This is a genomic window from Lentzea sp. CA-135723 (assembly GCF_050936595.1).
GTDB lineage: Bacteria > Actinomycetota > Actinomycetes > Mycobacteriales > Pseudonocardiaceae > Lentzea.
On the sequence record NZ_JBNJMK010000001.1, the window covers coordinates 4,137,149 to 4,159,250 of the forward strand.

Annotated in this window: 22 protein-coding genes and 1 tRNA gene; 12 read left to right on the forward strand and 11 right to left on the reverse strand. The window is 68.8% G+C overall.

Annotated elements, in window-relative coordinates; translation table 11 throughout:
- Window positions 1-200 precede the first annotated feature (200 nt).
- Entirely contained in the window at window positions 201-596 is a 396-nt protein-coding gene (locus tag ACQEU1_RS18360) for a single-stranded DNA-binding protein (protein WP_433202785.1), read from the reverse strand.
- A 255-nt stretch (window positions 597-851) separates the two neighbouring features.
- On the opposite strand from ACQEU1_RS18360, the gene ACQEU1_RS18365 reads away from it, so the two are divergent.
- From ACQEU1_RS18365 to ACQEU1_RS18375, 3 genes are read left to right on the forward strand one after another with little or no spacing between them, the layout of a single operon-like run.
- Window positions 852-1,457 carry a TetR/AcrR family transcriptional regulator gene (locus ACQEU1_RS18365; RefSeq protein WP_433202788.1) on the forward strand — a complete coding sequence of 202 codons (606 nt, stop codon included), beginning with the start codon at window positions 852-854 and terminating at the stop codon, window positions 1,455-1,457.
- The gene (locus ACQEU1_RS18370; protein WP_433202791.1) at window positions 1,454-2,377 is read left to right on the forward strand and encodes an ATP-binding cassette domain-containing protein; all 924 of its coding nucleotides are present in this window, start codon (window positions 1,454-1,456) and stop codon (window positions 2,375-2,377) included. Before ACQEU1_RS18365 ends, ACQEU1_RS18370 begins: the two co-directional genes overlap by 4 nt.
- 10 nt (window positions 2,378-2,387) lie before the next feature.
- Window positions 2,388-3,185: an ABC transporter permease gene (locus tag ACQEU1_RS18375; RefSeq protein ID WP_433202794.1), complete on the forward strand. Its 798-nt coding sequence runs from the start codon at window positions 2,388-2,390 to the stop codon at window positions 3,183-3,185.
- On the opposite strand, the gene ACQEU1_RS18380 is transcribed toward ACQEU1_RS18375, so the two are convergent.
- Window positions 3,182-5,113 (reverse strand): cytochrome c oxidase assembly protein, encoded by a 1,932-nt coding sequence (locus ACQEU1_RS18380; protein ID WP_433202797.1) that lies wholly within the window; start codon window positions 5,111-5,113, stop codon window positions 3,182-3,184. The two genes, ACQEU1_RS18375 and ACQEU1_RS18380, sit on opposite strands and share 4 nt — an antisense overlap.
- Window positions 5,114-5,148: 35 nt before the next feature.
- On the opposite strand from ACQEU1_RS18380, the gene ACQEU1_RS18385 reads away from it, so the two are divergent.
- Window positions 5,149-5,679: a hypothetical protein gene (locus ACQEU1_RS18385; RefSeq protein WP_433202800.1), complete on the forward strand. Its 531-nt coding sequence runs from the start codon at window positions 5,149-5,151 to the stop codon at window positions 5,677-5,679.
- Here ACQEU1_RS18385 and ACQEU1_RS18390 read toward each other — a convergent pair.
- On the reverse strand, window positions 5,657-6,820 hold the full coding sequence (locus ACQEU1_RS18390; protein ID WP_433202803.1) for an MFS transporter: 1,164 nt from the start codon (window positions 6,818-6,820) through the stop codon (window positions 5,657-5,659). The genes ACQEU1_RS18385 and ACQEU1_RS18390 overlap by 23 nt on opposite strands.
- 71 nt (window positions 6,821-6,891) lie before the next feature.
- Here ACQEU1_RS18390 and ACQEU1_RS18395 point away from each other — a divergent pair, with 71 nt between their 5' ends.
- The 3 genes from ACQEU1_RS18395 (at window position 6,892) to ACQEU1_RS18405 (ending at window position 10,033) form a co-directional block, all read left to right on the forward strand.
- Window positions 6,892-7,971 carry a LacI family DNA-binding transcriptional regulator gene (locus tag ACQEU1_RS18395; protein ID WP_433202805.1) on the forward strand — a complete coding sequence of 360 codons (1,080 nt, stop codon included), beginning with the start codon at window positions 6,892-6,894 and terminating at the stop codon, window positions 7,969-7,971.
- Window positions 7,972-8,101: 130 nt separating this feature from the next.
- Window positions 8,102-8,174, forward strand: a tRNA-Arg gene (locus ACQEU1_RS18400).
- Between the two features lie 197 nt (window positions 8,175-8,371).
- Complete coding sequence (locus tag ACQEU1_RS18405; RefSeq protein ID WP_433202807.1) at window positions 8,372-10,033, forward strand: hypothetical protein; 1,662 nt, start codon at window positions 8,372-8,374, stop codon at window positions 10,031-10,033.
- Here the strand turns inward: ACQEU1_RS18405 and ACQEU1_RS18410 are convergent.
- The 3 genes from ACQEU1_RS18410 to ACQEU1_RS18420 form a co-directional block, all read right to left on the reverse strand.
- A complete protein-coding gene (locus ACQEU1_RS18410; RefSeq protein ID WP_433202810.1) occupies window positions 10,030-12,129 on the reverse strand; it encodes a tetratricopeptide repeat protein in 2,100 nt (699 codons plus the stop codon). The genes ACQEU1_RS18405 and ACQEU1_RS18410 overlap by 4 nt on opposite strands.
- 18 nt (window positions 12,130-12,147) lie before the next feature.
- Window positions 12,148-12,408, reverse strand: a complete 261-nt coding sequence (locus ACQEU1_RS18415) for a DUF397 domain-containing protein (protein ID WP_433202813.1) — start codon at window positions 12,406-12,408, stop codon at window positions 12,148-12,150.
- Window positions 12,409-12,576: 168 nt separating this feature from the next.
- Window positions 12,577-13,461: a helix-turn-helix domain-containing protein gene (locus tag ACQEU1_RS18420; protein ID WP_433202816.1), complete on the reverse strand. Its 885-nt coding sequence runs from the start codon at window positions 13,459-13,461 to the stop codon at window positions 12,577-12,579.
- Between the two features lie 417 nt (window positions 13,462-13,878).
- Here ACQEU1_RS18420 and ACQEU1_RS18425 point away from each other — a divergent pair, with 417 nt between their 5' ends.
- Entirely contained in the window at window positions 13,879-14,262 is a 384-nt protein-coding gene (locus ACQEU1_RS18425) for a hypothetical protein (protein ID WP_433202819.1), read from the forward strand.
- Here ACQEU1_RS18425 and ACQEU1_RS18430 read toward each other — a convergent pair.
- Window positions 14,238-15,038 carry an NAD(P)H-binding protein gene (locus tag ACQEU1_RS18430; protein ID WP_433202822.1) on the reverse strand — a complete coding sequence of 267 codons (801 nt, stop codon included), beginning with the start codon at window positions 15,036-15,038 and terminating at the stop codon, window positions 14,238-14,240. The genes ACQEU1_RS18425 and ACQEU1_RS18430 overlap by 25 nt on opposite strands.
- An 88-nt stretch (window positions 15,039-15,126) precedes the next feature.
- Between ACQEU1_RS18430 and ACQEU1_RS18435 the strand changes: the two genes are divergently transcribed.
- Window positions 15,127-15,888: an AraC family transcriptional regulator gene (locus tag ACQEU1_RS18435; protein ID WP_433202825.1), complete on the forward strand. Its 762-nt coding sequence runs from the start codon at window positions 15,127-15,129 to the stop codon at window positions 15,886-15,888.
- Here ACQEU1_RS18435 and ACQEU1_RS18440 read toward each other — a convergent pair.
- Window positions 15,845-16,750 carry a LysR family transcriptional regulator gene (locus ACQEU1_RS18440; protein ID WP_433202828.1) on the reverse strand — a complete coding sequence of 302 codons (906 nt, stop codon included), beginning with the start codon at window positions 16,748-16,750 and terminating at the stop codon, window positions 15,845-15,847. The two genes, ACQEU1_RS18435 and ACQEU1_RS18440, sit on opposite strands and share 44 nt — an antisense overlap.
- A gap of 25 nt (window positions 16,751-16,775) precedes the next feature.
- The gene (locus ACQEU1_RS18445) at window positions 16,776-17,345 is read right to left on the reverse strand and encodes a TetR/AcrR family transcriptional regulator (RefSeq protein WP_433202831.1); all 570 of its coding nucleotides are present in this window, start codon (window positions 17,343-17,345) and stop codon (window positions 16,776-16,778) included.
- An 87-nt stretch (window positions 17,346-17,432) separates the two neighbouring features.
- Between ACQEU1_RS18445 and ACQEU1_RS18450 the strand changes: the two genes are divergently transcribed.
- Window positions 17,433-18,071 (forward strand): class I SAM-dependent methyltransferase, encoded by a 639-nt coding sequence (locus tag ACQEU1_RS18450; protein WP_433202834.1) that lies wholly within the window; start codon window positions 17,433-17,435, stop codon window positions 18,069-18,071.
- Here the strand turns inward: ACQEU1_RS18450 and ACQEU1_RS18455 are convergent.
- Window positions 18,019-18,816, reverse strand: coding sequence for a DUF3152 domain-containing protein (locus tag ACQEU1_RS18455; RefSeq protein ID WP_433202837.1), 798 nt, complete (start codon window positions 18,814-18,816; stop codon window positions 18,019-18,021). The two genes, ACQEU1_RS18450 and ACQEU1_RS18455, sit on opposite strands and share 53 nt — an antisense overlap.
- A gap of 80 nt (window positions 18,817-18,896) precedes the next feature.
- Here ACQEU1_RS18455 and ACQEU1_RS18460 point away from each other — a divergent pair, with 80 nt between their 5' ends.
- The gene (locus ACQEU1_RS18460) at window positions 18,897-19,562 is read left to right on the forward strand and encodes a response regulator transcription factor (protein WP_285638532.1); all 666 of its coding nucleotides are present in this window, start codon (window positions 18,897-18,899) and stop codon (window positions 19,560-19,562) included.
- Entirely contained in the window at window positions 19,559-21,298 is a 1,740-nt protein-coding gene (locus ACQEU1_RS18465; protein ID WP_433202840.1) for a sensor histidine kinase, read from the forward strand. Before ACQEU1_RS18460 ends, ACQEU1_RS18465 begins: the two co-directional genes overlap by 4 nt.
- Here ACQEU1_RS18465 and ACQEU1_RS18470 read toward each other — a convergent pair.
- Window positions 21,279-22,094 carry an NAD(P)/FAD-dependent oxidoreductase gene (locus ACQEU1_RS18470; protein ID WP_433202843.1) on the reverse strand — a complete coding sequence of 272 codons (816 nt, stop codon included), beginning with the start codon at window positions 22,092-22,094 and terminating at the stop codon, window positions 21,279-21,281. The genes ACQEU1_RS18465 and ACQEU1_RS18470 overlap by 20 nt on opposite strands.
- Between the last annotated feature and the right edge of the window lie 8 nt (window positions 22,095-22,102).

The following is a 22,102-nucleotide window of genomic DNA, read 5'->3' on the forward strand; positions in this document are numbered from 1 at the left end:
ACCCCCGGAACCAGCGTCACGCGAGTCGGTGACCTGCTTGTTCCGTTCGAACGTGAACGAATGTCGGCGATCGGTCCTCGGCGGCCCCGATCTACGAGCTTCCCTCCTTCTTCGTGGATCTCGGTACGTACATCTTGTCCGGCGCGGGCTACCCGATCGGGTGGCTTCCCGAAGTCCGGAACACGGTTGCCCCGAACGGCTCAGAACGGAACGGGTTCCTCGGCAAGATCTTCGGCGGCCCGAGGCTCAACGAGCGGGGCGGCGCCCAGTGACTGCACGCGGCTCAAGTCCAACCCGATGTGCATGGCGTCGAGGTTCAGCGCCTGCCGCTTCGCGTCGTCCTTCTCGTAGACGCGGATCCGCAGCTTGCCCTGGACGATCACCGGATCGCCCTTGGACAACGTGGTCTTCACGCTGTCGGCGAGCTTGCGCCAGCAGGAGACGCCGAGCCACAGCACCTCGCCGTCCTCCCAGTCGCCGATGGCCGTGTTGTACCGGCGCTCGACCGAACTGATGCGGAAGTACGCGTTCGACTTGCCGTCCTCGCCGTGCTTGTACGTGATGTCGCTGACGACAGTGCCAACGCAGGTGATCATCGTGGAATTCCAGGACATCGGGTTCGCCTCCAGGTCGCGGGGTCGTGGATCCAGGTTGCTCCGGGGGAAGGCGGGCCGGGCGGGGCCGGCGCGGATCTGTGGACAACTCGCGATCTGTGGACAGGTCGAGATCTTGAACGGCCTCGAACCCCGGAATCGTCGGGGGTCTGTGCTAGTGCGGCGACGAACCCCGAGGCGAGTGAGTGAGCGCCCACTCATTGACATGAGTGAGTGCTCACTCATACAGTGGCGGACGTGTCAGAGGAACCACGCCGCCGCCGCGCCCCCGCGATGAGCCCGGAAGACCGCCGCGAGGCGATCGTCCAGGCCACGCTGCCGCTCGTCGTGAAGGCCGGCGCGAACGTCACCACCAGCCAGATCGCCGCCGCGGCCGGCATCGCGGAAGGCACCGTGTTCCGCGTCTTCAAGGACAAGGCGGAACTGCTCGACGCGTGCGTGCAGCGCGCGCTGCACTCCGACGAGGAGATCGCGCTCCTCCAGGCGATCCCCTCGGACGTCCCGCTGGAGGAACGGCTGACCGCGGGCGTCGAGGCGTTCAGCGGTTATCTCGACCGCATGTGGGGCCTCATCGGCACGCTGCGCGAGTCCGGCTACCACCCGCACGACGAGGAACACCAGAAGCACAAGGGCCCGCCGATCGGCATGCAGCAGCTGTCCGACGCCGTCGCGGACCTGTTCGGCGACGCGGACCTGCGCGTCGACGCACATCTCGCGGCCCGGATGCTGCTCGGCGCCGTGTTCACGAACCGTATGGGCTCGGGCTTCGGCCAGACCGCCGCCGAACCCGCCGCCATCGTCGAGCTTTTCCTGCACGGAGCGCTCAAAGGGGGAGACAGATGAGTGAGCTCATGATCGAGGCCCACGAGGTGAGCAAGAGGTTCGGTGACGTCACCGCGCTGGACGGGGTGAGCGTCACCGCGAAGAAGGGCTCCGTCCTCGGCCTGCTCGGCCACAACGGCGCAGGCAAGACCACGCTGGTCAACGTCCTCACGACGATGCTCCCGCCGTCGGGCGGCGACGCGAGGGTCGCCGGGTTCGACGTCGTGAAGCAGAGCCACGAGGTCCGCAGCCGCATCGGCCTGACCGGCCAGTTCGCCGCCGTCGACGAACAGCTGAGCGGCCACGACAACCTCGTGCTGATCGCCCGCCTGCTCGGCGCGAGCCGCAACCAGGCCCACTCGCGCGCGGACGACCTGCTGGAGCAGTTCGACCTCACCGACGCCGCCAGGCGCAACGCCAAGACCTACTCCGGCGGCATGCGGCGGCGCCTCGACCTGGCCGCGTCGCTCGTCGGCAACCCCGAGGTGCTGTTCCTGGACGAGCCGACCACCGGCCTCGACCCGGCCAGCCGCCTCGCGATGTGGGAGATCGTCGAGAAGCTCGTCGCGGACGGCACGACCGTGCTGCTCACGACCCAGTACCTCGACGAGGCCGACCGGCTCGCCGACACGATCACCGTGCTGTCCCACGGAAAGGTCGTCGCGTCCGGCACCTCGGCCGAGCTCAAGGCCCAGGTCGGCCAGCGCACGGTGACCGTGACGCTCGACTCGGCGTCCGAAGTGGACACGGCGCTGAAGGCCATCAACTCCGTTGGGCTGCACCCGGTCGCGGAGGGCCTAACGCTCACCACGCCCGTGAGCGCTTCACGCGACCTTGCGACGGTCGTGCGCGCGTTGGACGACAACGGCTTGGAGGCACACGAGATCGGCCTCAAAGAGCCCACTTTGGACGACGTCTACCTCACGCTCGCCGCGAACTAAGGGGGAAATCATGGCGACATTGACCTGGCACGGCAGCAGTTACCCGACGCAAGTCCTCGTGCTGACGGGCCGTTCGCTGCGCGCACTGCTGCGCACGCCCGCACTGGTGTTCTTCAGCATCCTGCAGCCGTTGATCATGCTGACGCTGTTCAGCCAGATCTTCGGCAGCATCACGTCCACGGCGAACTTCCCGCCAGGCATGAGCTACATCGACTTCCTGCTGCCCGCGATCCTCGTGAACACCGCGATGCAGTCCTCTCTCGCGTCCGGCATCGGGCTCGTGCAGGACATGTCCAACGGTGTGCTCGCACGGTTCCGTTCGCTGCCCATCCGCCCGAGCACGGTCCTGTTGGCGCGCAACCTGTCCGACGCCGTGCGCACCGCGTTCCAGCTCGTGCTGATGATCGCGTTCGGCGTGCTGGTCTTCGGCTTCCGGCCGGACGGCGGCGTGCTCGGCACCCTCGCGGCACTGGGCCTCGCCCTGGTCGTCGGCTGGGCGCTGAGCTGGGTGTTCATCGCGATCGCCGCATGGGTCCGCAAGGCGGAGCTCATGCAGACCGTGGGCTTCCTGGCGATGTTCCCGCTGATGTTCGCGTCCAGCGCGTTCGTGCCGGTGGGCGGCCTGCCGGGCTGGCTGCAGGCGATCGCCAAGGTCAACCCGCTGACCTACGCGGTCGACGCCGCCCGCAGCCTGGCGCTCGCCCACCCGGTGACGGGCGTGGCCGGCGCACTGGTCACGAGCGGCGTGATCGCGGCGGTAGGCGCGTTCTTCGCGGTCCGCGGCTTCCGCAGGCCGCTGTCCGTCTAGTCCTTGCCCGCCATCTTGCGGAGCATCGCGTTGTAGGCCTCGAGGTCGGCGTCGCCATCGGCGTCGGCCTTGCGGTCCAGCCGCTTCGCGTCCCGGCCGTCCTGCCGCGCCCACTGCGTGAGCAGCGCGACCATCACCACCAGCAACGGGATCTCCCCCGCCGCCCACGCGATGCCGCCGCCGAGCCGCTGGTCCTCCAGCAGGCTCTGCACCCACGGCAGCGACAGGCCGCGGTAGAACTGCTCGCCGATGACGTTCGCCGAGCTCATCAGCACCACGCCGAAGAACGCGTGGAACGGGATCGACGCGAACAGCAGCCCCAGCCGGCCGAGCGGCGGCAGCTTGTTCGGGGACGGGTCCACGCCGATCACCGGCCAGTAGAAGACGTAGCCCGCGAGGATGAAGTGCGCGTTCATCGCGAGGTGCGCCCAGTGGAACGGCAGCGCGGCCTCGAAGAGTCCCGAGAAGTACAGCGCGTAGAACGACCCGACGAACAACGCCAGCGCCACGAACGGGTTCGTCAGCAGGCGCGCGACCGGGGAGTGCACGAACGCGAGGATCCACTCGCGCGGGCCCGGCACCTCCTTGCCGACCGGCAGCGCGCGCAACGCCAGCGTGACCGGTCCACCCAGGACGAACAGGATCGGCGTCAGCATGGACAGCACCATGTGCGCTTCCATGTGGACGCTGAACATCGCCGGCGAGTACCGGCCCATGCCCGACGACGTCGCGAACAGCAGCGAGAAGCACCCGCACAGCCACGCGACCGTGCGGCCGACCGGCCACTTGTCGCCGCGCCGCGCGAGCCTGCGCACGCCCAGCACGTACAGGACCGCGAGCGCCAGGGCGGCGGTGCCGAAGATCAGGTCGAAGCGCCAGTCGAACAGGATCGCCGCGAGCGTGGGCGGTCCGTCGAGGTCGTAGCCGATCGCGATCTCCGTGCGGCTCGGCAGTTCCGTGCTGCCGCCGGGCGGAGGCGTGCGGGCCAGCGCCACGGCCAGGCCGATGGTGAACATCATCAGCAGCACTTCGAGGCCGGCCAGCTTGAGCAACGCGTGCGGCCTGCCGTCGACCACGCCCTTCACGCCGCGTTCGCGCTGGAAGTAGCCGAACACACCGAGCAGCAGCAGGCACGCCAGCTTGCCGAGCGTCAGCCAGCCGTAGGTCGAGGTGACGAGGTCGGTGGGCGTGATGCGCACCAACGCGTTCACGACGCCGGAGACGGCCATCACGATCCAGCAGACCAGCGCGATCTTCGAGAACCTCGTGGCGGCCAGCGGAAGGTGCGCGCCGCCGCGCCTGCCGTGCGCGAGCAACGCGATGAGGCCACCCACCCACAGCACCGCGGCGACGAGGTGGAACAGCAGGCTGTTCGTCGCCATGTCGTGCGAGCCGCCCGACGACGAGTGTCCCGTGACGGCGACCGGGATCAACGCGAAGATGGCGCCGAACAGCAGGACGGTCGTCCATCCCCACGTGAGCACCAAACGGCAGCCCAGTGCGAGCAACGCCACGATGATCGCCGTCAGCAGCCACGCCTTCGACTGCTCCAGCAACATCGCCGTCGCCACCATCTGGCTGAACGTGAACGAGCTCACCGGACGGTCGATCGCGGCCGCTGTTGTGAACGGCACGGACAGAAGAGCGCCCACGAGCCACACGAGCGCGAACCACCCGGCTGTGCGCATCGCGGCGTAGCCGTCCGCTGCGAGAGTGCCCGACTTCTGCGGTGGCACGAGGAAAGCCGCCAACAACAACGAGCCGATGGTCACAACCGCGCCCGTCTCGGTCAGCACTCGCACGATCTGCACACCGACTGGCGGGTTGCTCTCGAACGAACTCAGCGCGACGGCCGCGAGCGCGGCCACCGCGAAGCCGATGGCGACGAGGGGCACCAGTCCCGTTCGGGTGGAGCGTTCGATTGGCACGACCTGGAGCCTACGACCCTCTAGTGTTGCGCCGTGTGAGACGTTCTCTCCCTCTCCTGCTCGTGCTGCTCTCGCTGACCGGCTGCGCGTACTCCGTCCAGGGCGAACCCGTCGCGGCACCGCTGCCGCCGCTCGCCATCGCGACGCCGCGCAAGACCGCCGGCGTCGACCCGTGCGCCCTGGTGACGGAGAAGGACCTCAAGCCGCTCGGCACGCTCAAGTTCAACCCCGTGCCGCGCACCGAGCTCGCGAACTCGTGCCTCTACACCCTCAAAGAGGGCCCGTACGTGCTGGTGGCAGTGCCGTACCGGTCGTTCGACCAGTCGAAGCAGGCCCAGCCCAAGGGCAGCGAGGTCGACACGTCCAAGCACGCCACGTGGCTGAGCTGCGGCCGGCAGGACAACGACAAGACGAAGGACATGGTGTGCACGGCCACCATCGCCGTCACGCGTGAGGAGTCGTTGATGGTCGCCATCGGCATGGGCGGTGACGCGACCGAGAGCAAGGCGACCAAGGCGCTGGAGCCGATCCGCGCCGAAGCCCTCAAACGGATGCCGCCTGCCTAGCGGCCCTCCTGGCCAGCCACGTCGCCGGGATGATCAGCGCCGTGACGACCGCCACGAACCCGAGCGACAGCACGAGCGAGCTCACGTGCGCCAGCCCGCCCACGATCGGCGGCCCGGCCAGGAACCCGGTGTAGGCGATGGTCGTCACCAGGCCCAGCTCGCGTTCGCCGCCGCTGCCGTCCGCGCGTTTGCCGGTCTCGCTCGCGAGGTCCATGACCACCGGGAACGAGAACGCGAGCCCCAGCCCGGCCAGCCCGAACCCGGCGTAGCCCGCCACCGGCGAAGGCACCGCGACGGCGAGAGCCAGCCCCGTCGCCGCAAGGCCACCGCCTGCGGCGAGCAGGCCGTGCGGGCCGAGGCGGCGTTGGATCGGTTCGCCGAACCACCGCGCGAGCGCCATCGTGACCGAGAAGACCGCATAGGCGTAGGCACCCGCCGCGTCCCCCATGCCGCGCTCACGCACCATGAACAACGCCGACCAGTCCGCCGCCGCCCCTTCCGCGATGGCGCTGCACAGAGCGACGCTCGCCAACAACCAGAGGACCGGGCTCTTGAGCACGTTCGCGCGTTCGGTGACTTCTTCCCGATGACGCTCCCCCACCCCTCCGGGGATGTACTTCGCGATGAGAGCGGTCACCAACACGCCTACGACCGCGGCCACGAGGAAGTGGCGCATGGGCGTCCAGTGCGCCTGCGCGGCGGCGGCGCTGCCCAACGACCCGATGAGCCCGCCAACGCTGAACCCGGCGTGGAACTGCGGCATCAACGGACGTTCCAACGCGCGCACGACGACGACCGCGGCGATGTTCATCGACACGTCCATCACCGCGATGCTCGCTCCCAGCGCAACGAGCGTGAGCCCGAGTTGCAGCGGTGACTGCGACAAGGCAAGCACGGGCAGAAGCAACGGACTGAGGAGGCTGCTCGCTATCAGCGCGCCACGGCTGCCGTGCACAGCGCAGTACCGCGCCGCCAGCGGTGCCGTGAACGCCAGCCCGGCGCTCGCCCCGAGCAACGCCAGCCCGAGGCTGCCCACCTCCGCGCCGATCTGCTCGGCGAGCGCGGGTACGCGCGCGGCCCAGGTGCCGAAGACAGCGCCGTTCAACAGGAACGCGACGAACGCGGCCAGCCGTGGGGACATGCACCCAGCATGACTGAAGCGCTTCAGCAACACCAGAGATTTGGGTCCTATCTCTCGCCTACGATGCGCCTGTGGACTCCGACCGCCGACGCAGGCCGACGCTGGACACCGTCGCCGCCGCCGTCGGGGTCTCCAGGGCGACGGTGTCGAACGCGTACAACCGGCCAGACCAGCTGTCGTCGTCGTTGCGCGAACGCATCCTCGAAACGGCCCGCACGCTCGGCTACGCGGGCCCGGACCCGGTGGCCCGCTCCCTGGCCACCCGCTCGTCCGCGGCCGTGGGCTTCATGCTGCCGCAGGGCCTGTCCGGCGCGTTCTCCGATCCGGCCCTGTCGATCGTGCTCGACGGCCTGGCCCAGACCGTCGACGGCCACGACCACAGCCTCGTGCTGATGCCAGGAGACGCCACGGGCGGTCCGCGCCCATCGATCGTGTCGCGCGCACAGGCAGACGTGATGGTCGCCTACTCACTACCGGACTCGGCCCCGGCCCTGGACGTCGTAACAGCCCGCGGCCTCCCCCTGGTCGTGATCGACCAACCAGAACTGCCCGACGCCGCCCGAGTAGAAGTCCAGGACCACGCCGGCTGCTCGGCGGCCGCCAAGCACCTCCTGGACCTGGGCCACCGCAGGTTCGGCGTCCTGACGTTCGCGCTGCGCCCGGACGGAGTATCCGGACCGGTCTCGCACGAGCGCCGTTCGGACGTGCCGTTCCGCGTCAGCCGCGACCGACTGGGCGGCTACCTCGACACTTTGGAAAAAGCCGGGGTGGAACCGGACAATGTTCCGGTGTGGGAAGCGCGCGGCAGTGATCGCGAGCTCGGACGTCTAGGCGCGCGGTGGCTTCTCACCCGCACGCCACGGCCGAGCGCCTTGCTGTGCGCGTCGGACCAACTGGCCTTCGGCGCCCTCCAAGCAGCGCGCGACCTGACGTTGACCGTCCCAGGAGACCTTTCGGTCGTCGGCTTCGACGACGTCCCCGAAGCGGCCTACAGCGACCCGCCGTTGACTACCGTGCGTCAACCCCTGGCCGACAAGGGCCGCAGAGCAGGCGAACTGGCCCTGAAATTACTGGCCGGCGCGAGACCGCCAAGGCCGACGAGACTCGACGTTTCCCTCGTGGAGAGAGCCTCAACGGCCCCACGCAAGTGATCCGCGTCACGTTTAGACCGTTTTCATCACCCGTTTGGACGTAGGGCGGAAACGGTCGATCGACTCCGGACGATGTGTCCGGTGGGGGCACCGGGCGACCACACTTCGTGGCCGCTCTCGCACCCCTCCAGCCTCTGTAGCTCAGTGGAGAGAGCGAGGGACTTCTAATCCCGAGGTCGCAGGTTCGAATCCTGCCAGGGGCGCCTCACGACCACCTCCGACGGCCACATGGCCGTCAGGGGTGGTTTTTCTTTGCCTAGAAACGACTTGAGACAGACCCATGCCGTAGCTGACCTCTCACGTCCGTTGACCAACTGCTTGCTACGATCAGCGGACTTAAGATTGCCAGAGTCCGATTGCAAGATGGCAGTCTGGAACCTGGCACCCACGGAGGACCCCGGTGTCGCGCAAACGCAAACGCGAAGTCTTCATCGTCTGGGTGCGGGACGACCTCAGTCGTGTGGTCGTGCCCTTTCTCGACCTCGAACTCAGGAGACAGGGCCTCAAGGTCTCGACCGACCGCGTCCTCAAGACGTCCAACCAGGCGAGTCTGGCGCTGTGGATGGCGGACAAGATCGAGAACTCGGAGGCCGTCATCGTCGTCGTGACGCCCGACCTCGTCGAGCTGTTCGGTCTCGATCCCGAGGAGCCGTCGGAGACGCACCTGGGAGGGCAGTTCGAGGTCCGCCTGCTGATCCAGCGGATGTACGACCACGGCCTCGCCGCGGGATGCCCGGTGATCCCCGTGCTCCCTCCCGGCGTTTCGGTCAAGGACAGCCCCGCACTCCTGCGCCTCCTCGAGATCACGCACCTCGACCACGTCACCGGCGTGGGCATCAACACCATCGTCGAGCGAGTGAACAACGTGTACGACCACTCCGAACGGGTGGCGCAACGTCGACAGCCACCTGAGGACAAGGCGGAGAAGCCCTTGCGCTCGAAGGAAAGCCTCGCCGAGTCGCTTAAGCACGCCAACCCCGCGCTCGGGCACCTGGACGCCACCTCGTGGGTCAAGCAGGCCACCGCCGATGGCGTGTCCTACTCCGCCGGCCTCGTGCACACGTTCAGGAAGATCGTGTTGATCGCTCACCACTCAGCGGATCTCGAGCTGCTCCGCCAGGTCACGGCGCTCTGCTTGCCCACGGTGGAGCACGCCGACCTCGACAACGTCGCGGCCGAGAAGGCGACCTACCTCATCTTCGGTCGGGCGTTCCTGCAGTGCTGCGATCACGAGCTGGCAGAAGCACAGTCCACTGTGGAACAGGCGCTCGCGCTCGCCTCGGACGCGAAGGACCACAACCTGGTCGCGCAGGCGAAGCGGTGTCTCGCCAGGATCATCGTCCGCCGGGACGCCGAGTTCGCGACGCGTGACGCGCGGCTCAAGAACCTCAGTCAGGCCGCCAGGTACGCGGACTGGGCGATGGACCGCTTTCGCGATTCCGAGTCCGACGACACGTATCTGGCCATGATCGCCCTGGCAGAGGTTCGCCTGGCGCAGTTCAGGTTCGAGGGCGACCAGCGCGCACTGGACGGCGCGGCATGGCTCAGCACCGAGGCGGCCAAGGGGTTCCGCGGCAGCCGGCGTCACACGTACTACGAGGCGAAGCTCCTGGAAGCCGAGGTCGCGATCTACTCGGGTCGGGGCGATCTCGCCTTCGTACTGCTCGACGACACTCTGCGGGACCTCAAGTCCAGGGCCAGGCACGCGACGGCCTTCACCGAACTCGTCGGAAGGGGGCACCTGCTGCTCGCCCGACGCGCCGTGATGGAGGCCGCGACGGACGCGCAGGACGAGATCGCCGTAGCACGCGAGGTGTTCGAGAAGCTGGACCTCCCGCGCATGGTGGCCGAGTGCGACTGGCTCTCGTTCGTCCACGAGCGCAAGCAGCACCGGTTCTCCGCCTACGACATCCAAGCGCTGGAACGACAGTGCCCCGACCCGGAGCTCCGGTTGCGGGTCGCGCGGCGCGGCCGGACCTGGTCCGTGTTCACGGGCCTGTGGGGCCGGATCGGCGACCGCTACTGGAAGCGCGCGATCAACGAGACCCGTGGCAGGCGTTAGCGGCGCAGTGCCTCCTCGCACCGCTGGGCCTCCGCCTGGCGGTGCTGGGCGTTGAACAGGTCGCGGGCCTGCCGGAGAACGTCCTCGGCCTCCGCGTCGCCGCGGGCGGCGAGCGCCAGGCCCAGGCGTTCGGTGACGTCGGCGGCGAAGAAGTGGTTCTCCTGCTCCGCCGCGAGCCGCAGCGCGGTGGTGAAGTGGGTGATGGCCTCGTCGAGAGCGCCGGTGCGCTGGAGGACGACGGCCAGGTTGTCGGTGGCGACCACCTGGCCGCTGCGGTTGCCGAGTTCCTCGCACAGGGCAAGTGCTTCGGTGCACGAACGGATCGCGGCCTCGTGGTCGCCCAGCTCGCTCTGGGCTCGCCCGACGGCGTTCAGCGCGTGCGACTCGCCCACCGCGTTGTGCGCGGCGCGGTAGTGGACCAACGCGGCGGCCGAGTGGTGCAGGGCACCCTCGTGATCGCCGGAGCGGGCGGCCAGCCTGCCCAGGTCGTGGTGCACGTGCCCGAGTTCCTTGTCGTCGCCGTCCTGCTCGATCAACGCCAGCGCGCGCAGCAGGCACTGGGACGCCTCGTCGAACGCGTCAGCTCTTGTGTAAGCGCGGCCGAGCTGCCGCAGGGCGATGGCGGTCAGGGAGTCCTGCCCGAGCTCGTTCGCCGCGATGACGCCGACGCGGGACGTCTCGACGTTCTCGGCGAGCCTGCCGCTGCGGTAGTGGTACGTGTCGAGCGCACGCGCGAGGTGCCAGGCCTGTTCGTGCCACTTCCTGAGCACCGCCTCGTCCAGCACCGAACGCAGCTCGCGGTACTCCGCGCCGAACCAGTGGACGGCGTCCTCCTCGCCTTCGAACGCCACAGGCTCGCTGCCCGCCGCCGGCGCGGCGAGCGTGACGACCGCGCGGTTCGGGTAGAGCAGGCGGTCGGCCGCGCAGGCGCTGTGGGTGTAGAAGTCGACGAGTCTGCGTGCGGCGTTCACAACGTCTCCCGGTTCGTCGGTTTCGGCACTCATCTGCCGTGCGTAGGCACGGACCAGCGGATGCAGGTGGAACCTCGACCTGCCGCGCTGGTCGAGGAGGTTCTTCGACGTCAGCCGGCGCAGGTACCTGATGGCCGCCGCGCCGCGCACTGCCAGGACGCTCGCCACCGACGCCGCCGTCAGCTCGTCCACGACGGACGTCCCCAGCATCCGGAGCACTCGCGCGTCCTCCTCGGACAGCGAGGCGTACGCCCACGTGAGCACCGCGCGCAGCCTGTTGGCGCCATCGGCTGAGTCGAACACCTCGAGCTCGTCGTCCGCGTCCTCGAACTCGGCGACCAGGCCCGGCAGGTCGAGCTCCTCCGCGACGCGCGCGGCCACGATCGCCAGGGCGAGCGGTAGTCCGGCGCACCTGCCCGCCAGCGCGTCGATGCTCTCCTCGTCCGCGGCGTCGTCGCCGAGGTAGGTCCGCAGGAGCCGGGTGGCTTCCTCGCGAGCCAGCTCGCCGAGGTGGACAGCCGAGAAGTCGCGCGCGTCCGGCCCGGTGAAGCGGGTGCGGCTGGTCGCCAGCACGGCGCTGGTGGCCGTGCCGGGCACGAAGGGGAGGAGCGCGTCGACGCTCGCCACGTCGTCGAGCACGACGAGCACCGCGCGCTGTGCGAGAACGCTGCGGTACAGCGCCGCGGCGGTCCCCAGGTCCTGCGGCAACGCGGCCGGCTCCACACCCAGCGCACTGAGGAAGCCGTGCAACGCGGTCAGCGCCTGAGTGCCACCGCTTCCGCTCAGATCGGCGAACAGCTGGCCTTCGAAGTCCCGCGCCTGGTCGTGAGCCCATCTCAGGGCGAGTGAGGACTTGCCCATGCCCGCGGCGCCCTCGATCACGATCACCGGCACGTCTCCGCGCGCCGACATCCGCTCGAACGACTCGGTGAGCAGGCCCAGCTCCCGATCACGGCCGACGAGCACCCGCGGCGGCGCCGGCAACTGCCGAGCCTGTCTCCGCACCGGCTCCACGCTCGGCATCATCGTGATCGAGCCGTGGACGGCACCTACCTGCACGACCGATCCGACCGATGAGGAATCGACCTGGTTGTGGACCTCGCCGGACGGCTCTGGCACCCGCATCAGCCGTCGCTCACCCGCTCAGAGACTCTTGACGTCGGCGAGGAACAACGCCCAAGACGGTCCGCCGAAGCGCAAACGCCCGCCCTCACGATCCCGCGACGTTCTGACCAGTACGGCGCCGTTCGCCCTCGTCGAGAATTCCACGCAGGATTGGCTTCCGGTTTTGGGACCACTCGCCGAACTCTTGATCCACGTACCGCCATCGCCGTCCACCTGAACAACACAGGCTCGGCTTGCTCTCTTCACCCCAGCCCCCTCACAACGGACGCCGAACAGCATCGCGTCCCTTCCGAAGGTAGCCCGGCGACCCCATCGGCCAGCACCGCCGATCGATGGACGGAAACACCAGAACTGGACACGGAGCCCGTTCGCCCCGCTAACCGTTCAGACCAACCCGATTACCCCGATCGGGCTGCGCCCGCACACGCCGGATCAGACCAAATTCATTTACACCGCCTTTGCGATCGAAGCATCGCGCTCTTCAGCGATCAGAGATCTTATGAACTCGATCGACTCGTTCTTGTCGAGTGCCAGGTCTTCCAGCACGCCGAACGCCTCGTCGTACTTCTTTATGTCCTGCTGGTCGTCGCGGATCATGACATCGCGCAGCGGCTCTTCGAGCACGAGGACCTCGGCGGCGTCATCAGGGAGCTTGAGGAGGGAGAAAGATCCCCGAAGGCCCCGGTGCGCCGTCTTCACGTCCCGGCCGAGTCGCAGCACCTGCACCGTGACGTTCGGGAGCTCCGCCTTCTCGAGGATCGCCTCCCACTGCTCGATCATGACCTCGGGCTGGTCGACGAACCTCCGCAGCACCGCCTCGTCGATGATGAAGTGCAGCTCAGGACCATCCGCGGTCACGATGAACTGGCGCTTCATCCGGATGTCCACGCCACGCTGAATTTCGGTCTCATCCGTTTCCACGGCCGAAGCGAGCGCCTGCGTGTACCTCCGCGTCTGCACCAGGCCGGGCATTGCCAGCGCCTGGTACTGCCGAATGCGTTCCGCCGAGGCTTCTATTCCGATGAAGAAGTAGAACTGAGGATCGATGTACGGCCGGTGGCGCGTCCACCACACGCTCTTGCGGCTGGCGCGTGCTTCATCCAGTAATTCATTCACCCGATCGGGATCAGTGACGTCGTACAGCTCGAGCAGGGCTTTGAGATCGGTGGTACCGACATTCGAGGAGCCGTTCTCGATCCTGATTATCTTGGAGACGGACCACTCGAGCTGCTCGGCGACGTACTTCTGGGTGAACGAGCTGTCCTCACGCAGCCTGCGCAATTCCCCTCGGAGCCGCCTCTGATGGACGACCGGGGTGTCCCTCTGGCTCATGCGTCCTCCCAATGTGCTTGTTCATCTTGCCACATCGCAGTTGCTAGGTCGCAGAAGGCCAGGTCGAACGTTACAGGTTCCATACAGAGTGCAAGCAAATTTCCCGCATAGCGCGACACCACTGCCCACTCGGGCAACAACCGCCCCTCACGAGCGGATCAAGGATCTTACTTTCTGTAGCCATAATCGGTTAAGAGGCACGCATCCGAGTGTTCCCCCAAAGCGCGACGTGCGACACCGATGACAAGGTCAACTTGGCAATCCCCCAAGGCAGGCCCGCGCGTCCCGCATGATCGAGCAGACGGGCCGCCACCACGAGGAGTGACGCTTTCTCAGCTGACACTGATTCCCGGTGTCTTTCCCGGCCTGCCCGGCCTCTGATCGGACGTTTCGGGCCACCCGGAATAATCCGGGGGTGTGGACAAGACGCGATTGGGCATCTGGCTGGTCGTCGGGGTGCTCGTGGCGCAGACGGCGGCGAGCCTGCTGTGGGGTGCCGACGCGACGCTGACCGGTATCGGGCTCGCCTTCAACGCCGTGGCCGCGGTGTCCACGTTCCTCTTCGCGCGGCGGGGTGGGCAGGCTGCCTGGGTGGTGGCCGGGTGGTGTGCCGGGTTCTTCGGGTGGCACGTGCTCGGGCTCGGTGAGCTCGCCGGGTGGTGGACAACCGGGCTGGAGGCCGCGTACCTCGTTGGCGGGCGGTACCAGCTGTCGGTCGTCCACCAGGCGGTGCTGGCGACGGCTTCCGGGTTTGCCGTGCACCTGTTGTTGCCTCGTCAGCGCCAGGTTTCGGAGACGTAGGCGTCGAAGGACTTCGCCGGGCGGCCGAGCAGGCCGGCGATGTCGTCGGTCGGGGTGGCCAGGTGGCCGTTGCGCATGGCCTCGAACATGCCGTTCAGCTCGGTGGCTACCTCCTCGGGGAGGCCTTGGGCCAGCAGGGCTTCGCGGTAGGCGGCCGGGGTGAGCTTCACCAGGTCGATCCGGCGGCCGGTGGCGGTGGCGATGGTGGCGACCGCCGACTCGAAGGTGACGCCTTCCGGGCCGGTCAGGTCGTAGGTCCTGCCCGCGTGGTCGGTGGTGAGGGTCAGGGCGGCCACCTCGGCGATGTCGTGGACGTCCACGAACGGTTCCGGGGTGTCGTCCACCGGGAGGGAGAGGCGGCCGGCCTCGATCTCGGGTTGCCAGATCTGCTCGGAGAAGTTCTGGTTGAAGTTGTTGGCTCGCAGGATGGTCCAGGGCAGATCGCTCGAGCGGACGGCCTTCTCGGCGGCGTGCATGCCCTGGAAGACGTCCGGCGGGGTCTGGTCTAGGCCTCGGCCGGAGAGCAGGACCAGGCGGGAGAGGCCGGAGGTCTTCGCCAGGTCCACGAACGGGGCCGCGGCGGCCGGGTCCTCCGGGGCGATCACGTAGGCGGCGGTCGCGCCGTCGAGGAACGGCTTCCAGGTCGTGGCGTCGGTCCAGTCGAAGCCGGTTGCGCGGGAAGCCTTGCGCACCACGGCGTTGGCGGCTTCGAGGGCTTGCACCACGCGGCGGCCCGTCTTGCCGGTGGCGCCCAGGACGAGGATCTCTTCAGTCATGCACCCAGCCAAGCCGCCAGGGCCGCGCGGTGACATGGGCGAGCGTTCATCGACGATGTTCGATCGTTCGGGCCGTATGGTGAGGGGTATGGAGCCGTTCGACGAGCTGTTGCGCGGGGTGCGCGCGGAGGGTGCCGGGGTGTGCCGGAGCGACATCGACGGGACGCGGGTGCTGCCCGGGCTCACGTTGTACGCGCTGGCGGCCGGCGAGTTGGACGTCCAGGGCAAGACCGCCAAAGCCGGCGACATCCTCGTGGTGCAGGAGTCCGTTGCGGCACGGGGACATGCATCGGTGGTGAGCGGCTCGTACTCCATCAAGGGTGCCGTGGCGAAACGGCTCACATCGGTGTTGCCGGACGCGTTGGTGGCGCCAGGCACTGACGGCTGTGCGGAGTTCTACGGAGCGGTGGACACCAACGCGCCGACGGTTGTCATGGATCGGTTGCTCGACTGGTTCATGGTGTGCGCGCTCAGGGAGTGGTTCGACAACGCGCACGGTGACGGCTGGCTGGCCGCACGGGCGGATCCTGTCGTCGGGCCGGTGCTCCAGGCGATGCATTCACGGCCTGAAAAGGCGTGGACGCTCGCGTTGCTGGCCAAGGAGGCCGGGGTGGCGCGCACGACCCTCGCCGGGCGGTTCACGAAGCTGGTCGGGGCGCCGCCGCTCACCTATCTGACGGAGTGGCGGATGGCGGTGGCGGCCGACCTGCTCGCCGAGTCGTCCGCGACGGTGGCGGCGGTCGCGCGCAAGGTCGGGTACGCGGACGCCTTCGGGTTCAGCGCCGCGTTCAAGCGGGTGCACGGCTTCAGCCCCAGCGAGTGCCGCACGCGGTGCGCCGCGAGCGCGTGACCTCCAGGCAGCAGCGCACGAAGTCGGCCGCGGCCTCACCGGCGTCCGGCAGCCACGCGACGGCCACCTCGCTCGGACTCACGCCCGTCACCGGCACGTAGACGACATCGGGCCGTGCGTGGAACTGCGACGCGGACGACGGCACGAGCGCGATGCCGTAACCGCCGGCGATCGCGCCCAGGAACTCGTCCGGACGTTCCACCACGGCCCCGATGCGCACCTCCCGTCCGTCCCTTTCGGACAGAGCCAGCCAGTGCTCGCGCCACGCGCCCTTCAACGCCGGCGCGACGATCACCGGCTCGTCCCGGATCTCGCGGAACGGCACCGAGTCGCGCCCGGCCAGCCGATGGCTCGAAGGCAGTGCCACACAACGTGATTCGCTGAACAACGACCGCACCCCGAACGTCTCCTCGCCGGGGAACGGCAGGCGCAGCAACGCGACCGGCACCTCCGCCGCCGCGAGCCCCGCCGTCGGATCCGACCACGGCGCCTGCCGCAGGTCCACCCGCCAGCCGGGACGGGTCCGCCCGAACGCCGCCACGATGTCCTGCGTCGCGTCGTTCGCCGCGCTGCTCAGGAAACCCACCCGCAGCACGCGGGCCGCACTGCGGGTCTCGCTCACGGCCGCGTCCCAGCCGGCGAGCACCGGCGGCACCCGCGAGGCCAGCACGTGCCCCGCCTCGGTCAGCTTCATCCCGGTGCTGGAGCGCGTGAACAGCCGCACGCCGAGCTGTGATTCCAGGTGCTTGAGCTGCTTTGTCAGCGACGGTTGCGACACGAAGAGCCGGTGCGCTGCGCGCGTGAGGTTGCCCTCCTCGGCGATGGCGGCGAAGTACCTCAGCAGCCTCGTGTCGACATCCATGAACGTCAGGTTAGGAAGACGGGCATCAACCACAAGTGAGTACACGAGAGAGTTGGTGGTCCACGAGGTCTACCGCGACCTCCGCGGACACCTGACCGATCAGCACCTGAAGCATCAGGCCGTCGACGAACGCCAGCAACGCCATCGCATCCTGTTCGGCGTCGGCCGACCCGCCCGCCGCGGTGATCATGCCCGCCAGCCACGCCACCATCTCGCCGCTGCCCGACCGCAACGGCTCCCCCAGCCTCGGTTCGACCACGGCGTGCGCGAGGAACGCGGCGAGCACCGGCGCTTCGGCCCGGGCTTCGGCACTCAACGGCAGCAGCTCCAGCAGGATCGCCCTCAGGTGTGCCGCCGGGTCGTCGGAACGAACCGCGCCGAGCCTGCCCGCGACGCGGTCGCTGATGAGCTCGAACGCGAACATCAGCAGCTCGTCCTTGCTGGCGAAGTAGTGCTGGACGCGCCCCATGGACACCTCCGCCTCCGCCGCCACGTGCCGCAGGCTCACGGCGTCGAGGCCCCGGTTCGCGATCAACCGGCACACGGCGTCGCCGATCTGGCGCCGGCGTTCGTCGTGGTTCACCTGCTTCGGCATGCACCAACTCCAATGCGATCGTATTGCATCGTACCGGCGCGCTGTTTTACGATGCGTTCGCATTGCAAAAACGTGAAGGGGGACGTCATGCAACTGTGGGACTTCGCGGCGCTGACCTACTACCGCGTGCTCGACCGGTTCACCGGGCCGCTCAACCGGCTCGCGGTGAAGACGCTCGCGCTCAGGCCGGGGGACGCGGTGCTCGACATCGGGTGCGGCACCGGCGCGCTGGTTCCGGCGCTCGTCGAAGCCGTTGGGCCACAAGGACGTGTGGTCGCGATGGACTTCAGCACGCGCATGGTGGCCATCGCCGGGAAACGCACCGAGAAGTGGCCCAACGTCGAAGTGCGGCACGCGAACGCCTGCACAACCGATCACGGCGCCGGGCAGTTCGACGCGGCGGTGGCGCTCGGGGCGTTCAGCGCCATGCCGGACGTGCCGGCGGCCGTCGCGAACGCCGCGGCCGCGCTCAAGCCGGGCGGGCGGCTGTTCGTGTTCGACGTGCGGCTGACCGGGAGAACGCGGGTCACGCGGATGCTGCGCACGGCCTACCGCCTGGTCGCCGGGTTCACCGGCGCCGACGTGGTCGCCGAGCTCAGGAAGGTCTTCGAGCGGGTCGAGCCGGTGTTCGCGGCCGAGGGTGAGACGACGACCACGGTCGTGGCCACGAAGGTCACGGATACGGCCACCCGTTCGCCTTGCACACCTTCCCGTTTTGCGGGATGAACGCGCCCTGAGGCACGCCGTTGGTGATGCGCACGATCTCGTCGTTCGACACGCTGAACGTCTGCTGCATCATCACCGGTGCAAGGCCGCCGTTCACGTCGCACGGCCGGTGGCCCTGACCGAACGCGTGCCCCACCTCGTGGTTGACCATGTACGTCCGGTACTCGTTGAGGTCCGGCAGGAACGCCACGGCACCGCGAATCCAGCGAGCCGCGCTCAAGTACACGAAGTTGCCGTCACGGCACGAGACGTCGACCGGGATTTCGAACCCACACACGTTCCGCGCGGTCGCTTGTGACGTGAGACGCACACGCACAGACGCGGCGCCAGTGACGCGACGCACGGAGAGCGCGCCACGGGCCGTCCAGCCCCGTGGGTCCTGCAAGGTGCGATCGACGAACGTCGAAAAGGCCTGTTCGTCGACGGTGATGCCGTCCTCGATCTCGACGGCGTAGGTGCGCACCGGACCCGTGCCCACGACGTCACCGGCACCGGGGACCACGTGGAACGCGCCGGCGCCGGCGGCCGGGAACTCGGGGCCGTCCGGCAGGTCGGAGCTCGACGCGTACACCCTCGGCGGGGGCGGCGGCGCGGCCGGGGCCGAGGCAGGCGGCTCGGACGACGGCGTGGTCACCGCGGTGGTGGTGGTCGGAGCGGCGGCGGGCGAGGACTCGCCCGCGAACTGGACCGTCGTCAGCAGCAGCGCCGTCAGTCCGAGAGCCGCCAGAGCCAGGTGCACCTTCATGGCACCCACGCTCGCCGGAACTGATGAAGAACCTGTTTACGTCTCACTTGACTGTCGTGAAGGACTGCATACTTCGAACTGTGTGTGCCCACATTCTCGTCGCCGAGGACAACGTTCATCAGGCTGAACTCGTCCGCCGGTACCTGGAGCACGACGGGCACTCCGTGGTGGTCGTGCACGACGGACGGGCGGCGATCGACGAGACGCGGCGCCGCAACCCGGACCTGCTGGTGCTGGACGTGATGATGCCGCTGGTCGACGGCATCGACGTGATGCGCGCCGTCCGCGCGGAGTCGGACGTGCCGATCGTGCTGCTCACCGCGCGGTCCACTGAGGACGACGTGCTGCTCGGGTTCGACCTCGGCGCGGACGACTACATCACCAAGCCGTTCCGTCCACGGCAGATGGTCGCGCGCGTACGCACGATTCTGCGTCGCACGGGCCGTGCGCGTGAGACGAGCGCCACGGTGCTGAAGGTCGGCGACCTCACCGTGGACCCCATTCGGCACGAGGTGCGCATCAAGGACGAACTGGTGAGCCTCACGCCCGCCGAGTTCCGCCTGCTGGCCAAGATGGCCGCGCAACCGCAACGCGTGTTCACGCGCGAACAGCTGCTGGAGGACGGCTTCATCACCGCGCGCACGGTCGACGTCCACATGATGAAGCTGCGGCGCAAGATCGAGCAGGACTCGCGCAGGCCGGAACGACTGCTCACCGTCTACGGCATTGGGTACAAGCTCGTATGAAAAGCCTCCTCGTCCGGTTCTTCCTGTTCTCCCTGGTGATCGCGGCCTGCTCGATCGCGGTCACGGCGTGGCTCGCGTCGCAGGCGACGACCGGCGCGATCCGGCAGGAGCAGGGCGACGCGCTGCGCGGCGACGCGGAGATCTACGACCGGCTGCTCGGCATCGCGGCCAGGCACCGGACGTGGGCCGAAGCGAAGTCCGAAGTGGACGGTCTGGCGCGCGAGTACGGCCGCCGGCTCGCGCTGACCGACCGCGGCGGCAAGACGCTGCTCGACACCGGCACGGCGGGCTCACCCCCGTTGCCCATCACGCCCAAGGTGTCCATCGACGCGCTCAACGTCGACTCGGTGCTCAAGCCGGGGGCGACGAGCAAGATCGATCCACGCGCGGTCGGCCCGTTCCGGCTCACCGACGAGGAGTTCGCGAAGATGCGGACGGTGGCCGACCGCCTCCTCAACTGCACGCAGGGCAAGTTCGAGATCGTGGAGTCGCCCAACCGGAGGCTCCGGGTCTCGACCATGCCGCCGGGCACCGAGTCGGCGTGGCCGGAATGCCCGTCGGGCGAGGAGCTCTACACGGTGACGCACACCGAGAGCGTCGCGTACGAGGACCTCTACAACCTGTTCAACGGGTGCATGGCACGCCTGCCCGGGCTGTACGCCGTGAAGCCGCTGAACGGCCGCCCGGTCCCGCTCGACTGGGAGGTCCTGACCGTCAGGTACTCGGACCCGCCCGTGGTCGAGTGCATGGAGAGCGCGCGCCGGGAGCAGCTGCGGCCGTTCGTGGCCGAGTACGCGCACCTGTTCATCACCGAGCCGACCGGCGGCCAGCCGCAGGCGATCGACCTGTCGACGACGGGCACCAACCGGATCATCCTGGTGGCGCTGGGAATCCTCGCGCTCGCCGGGTTCGCGTCCTGGGTCACGGCGACGCAGCTCGTGCGGCCGATCCGCGCGCTCACCGCCGCCACGAAACGCACGGCGGAAGGCGACCGCACGGCACGGGTCGACGGGGGCGCGGGCGAGATCGGCGAGCTGGCGAAGTCGTTCAACGCCATGTCGGAGAAGCTCGCCGAGACCGAACGGCAGCGCCAGGCGATGGTCAGCGACGTGGCGCACGAGCTGCGCACGCCGCTGGGCAACATCACCGGCTGGCTGGAGGCGACGCAGGACGGGCTGGCCGAACCCGACCCGCACCTGATCGACATGCTGCTGGAGGAGTCGCTGCTGCTGCAACGGCTCGTGGACGACCTGCACGACCTGGCGCAGGCCGACGCGGGCACGCTCCGGCTGCATCCCGAGCCGATCGCGCTGGACGACGTGGTGGACCAGGTCGTCAACGCGCAGCAGAACCGCGAGATCCTGCTCCGCTCCGAGACCACGCCGGTGCACCTCAGCGCGGACCCGGTGCGGCTGCGGCAGGCGCTCGGCAACCTCGTCGCGAACGCCGTGCGCTACACACCGCCGGGCGGCGAGGTGGTCGTGAAGCTGTTCCAGTGGCAGGACCGGGCGATCCTGGAGGTCGTGGACACCGGCACCGGGATCGCGCCCGAGGACGTGCCGCACGTGTTCGACCGGTTCTGGCGGGCGGACAAGTCGCGCAGCCGGCGCACGGGCGGCAGCGGGCTGGGGCTCGCGATCACGCGGCACCTCGTGGAGGCGCACGGCGGTGCGGTGTCGGTGACGAGCAGGCTCGGCGAGGGCTCGACGTTCCGGATCAGCCTGCCGCTGGCATGAGGCCCAGCAGGTCCATGTTGATCATGCCGGCGGCCTGGGCGCCCTGGGCGGCGGCGACGATCACGATGGCCGTGGGGTCCGTGACGTTGCCTGCTGCGTAGACGCCCGGCACGCTCGTGCGGCCCTTTGCGTCCGTGCGCACGAACTGGCCCGCCATCGTTTCCTCAGTTTCTGCTCCCAACGCGAGCAGGAGCTCGTCGCGCGGTTTGACCGGTGCGGAGTACACGAGCGCATCGGCGGGCACGCGCACACCGTCCGAGATCACGGCGACGAGCCGGTCGTCCTCGACCTCGATCGCGTCGACGGACGGCACGTGCGTGACGTCGTCGGACCACTGCCGGACCAGCGCGACCTTCATCTCCTCGCCGAACACCGCGAGCTTCTGGTCGCGGACCTCCCAGCCGTGGCAGTAGGGGCAGCCGAAGACGTCGCGGCCCCAGCGTTCGCGCAGGTTGTCGGGCACCTCGTCGACCAGGCCGGTCGCGAAGAGCAGGCGGCGGGCGCGCACGGTGCGTTCGGAGAGGTCGACCGCGAACTCGTCGCCGGCCTTCGTGACGCCCAGGACGTCGTCCGTGACGATCTCGCCGCCGTAGCCCTCGACCTCGGCCCGTCCGTGCTTGAGGAGCTCCAACGGCGAGAGGCCGTCACGAGAGAGATAGTTGTGCATGTGCGCGGCCGGCGCGTTGCGCGGCTCGGCACCGTCGACCACGAGCACGCTGCGGCGTGCCCTGGTCAGCATCAGGGCGGCGCTCAGTCCGGCCGCTCCCCCACCAATGATCACCACGTCGTAAGTCATGGTCCGAG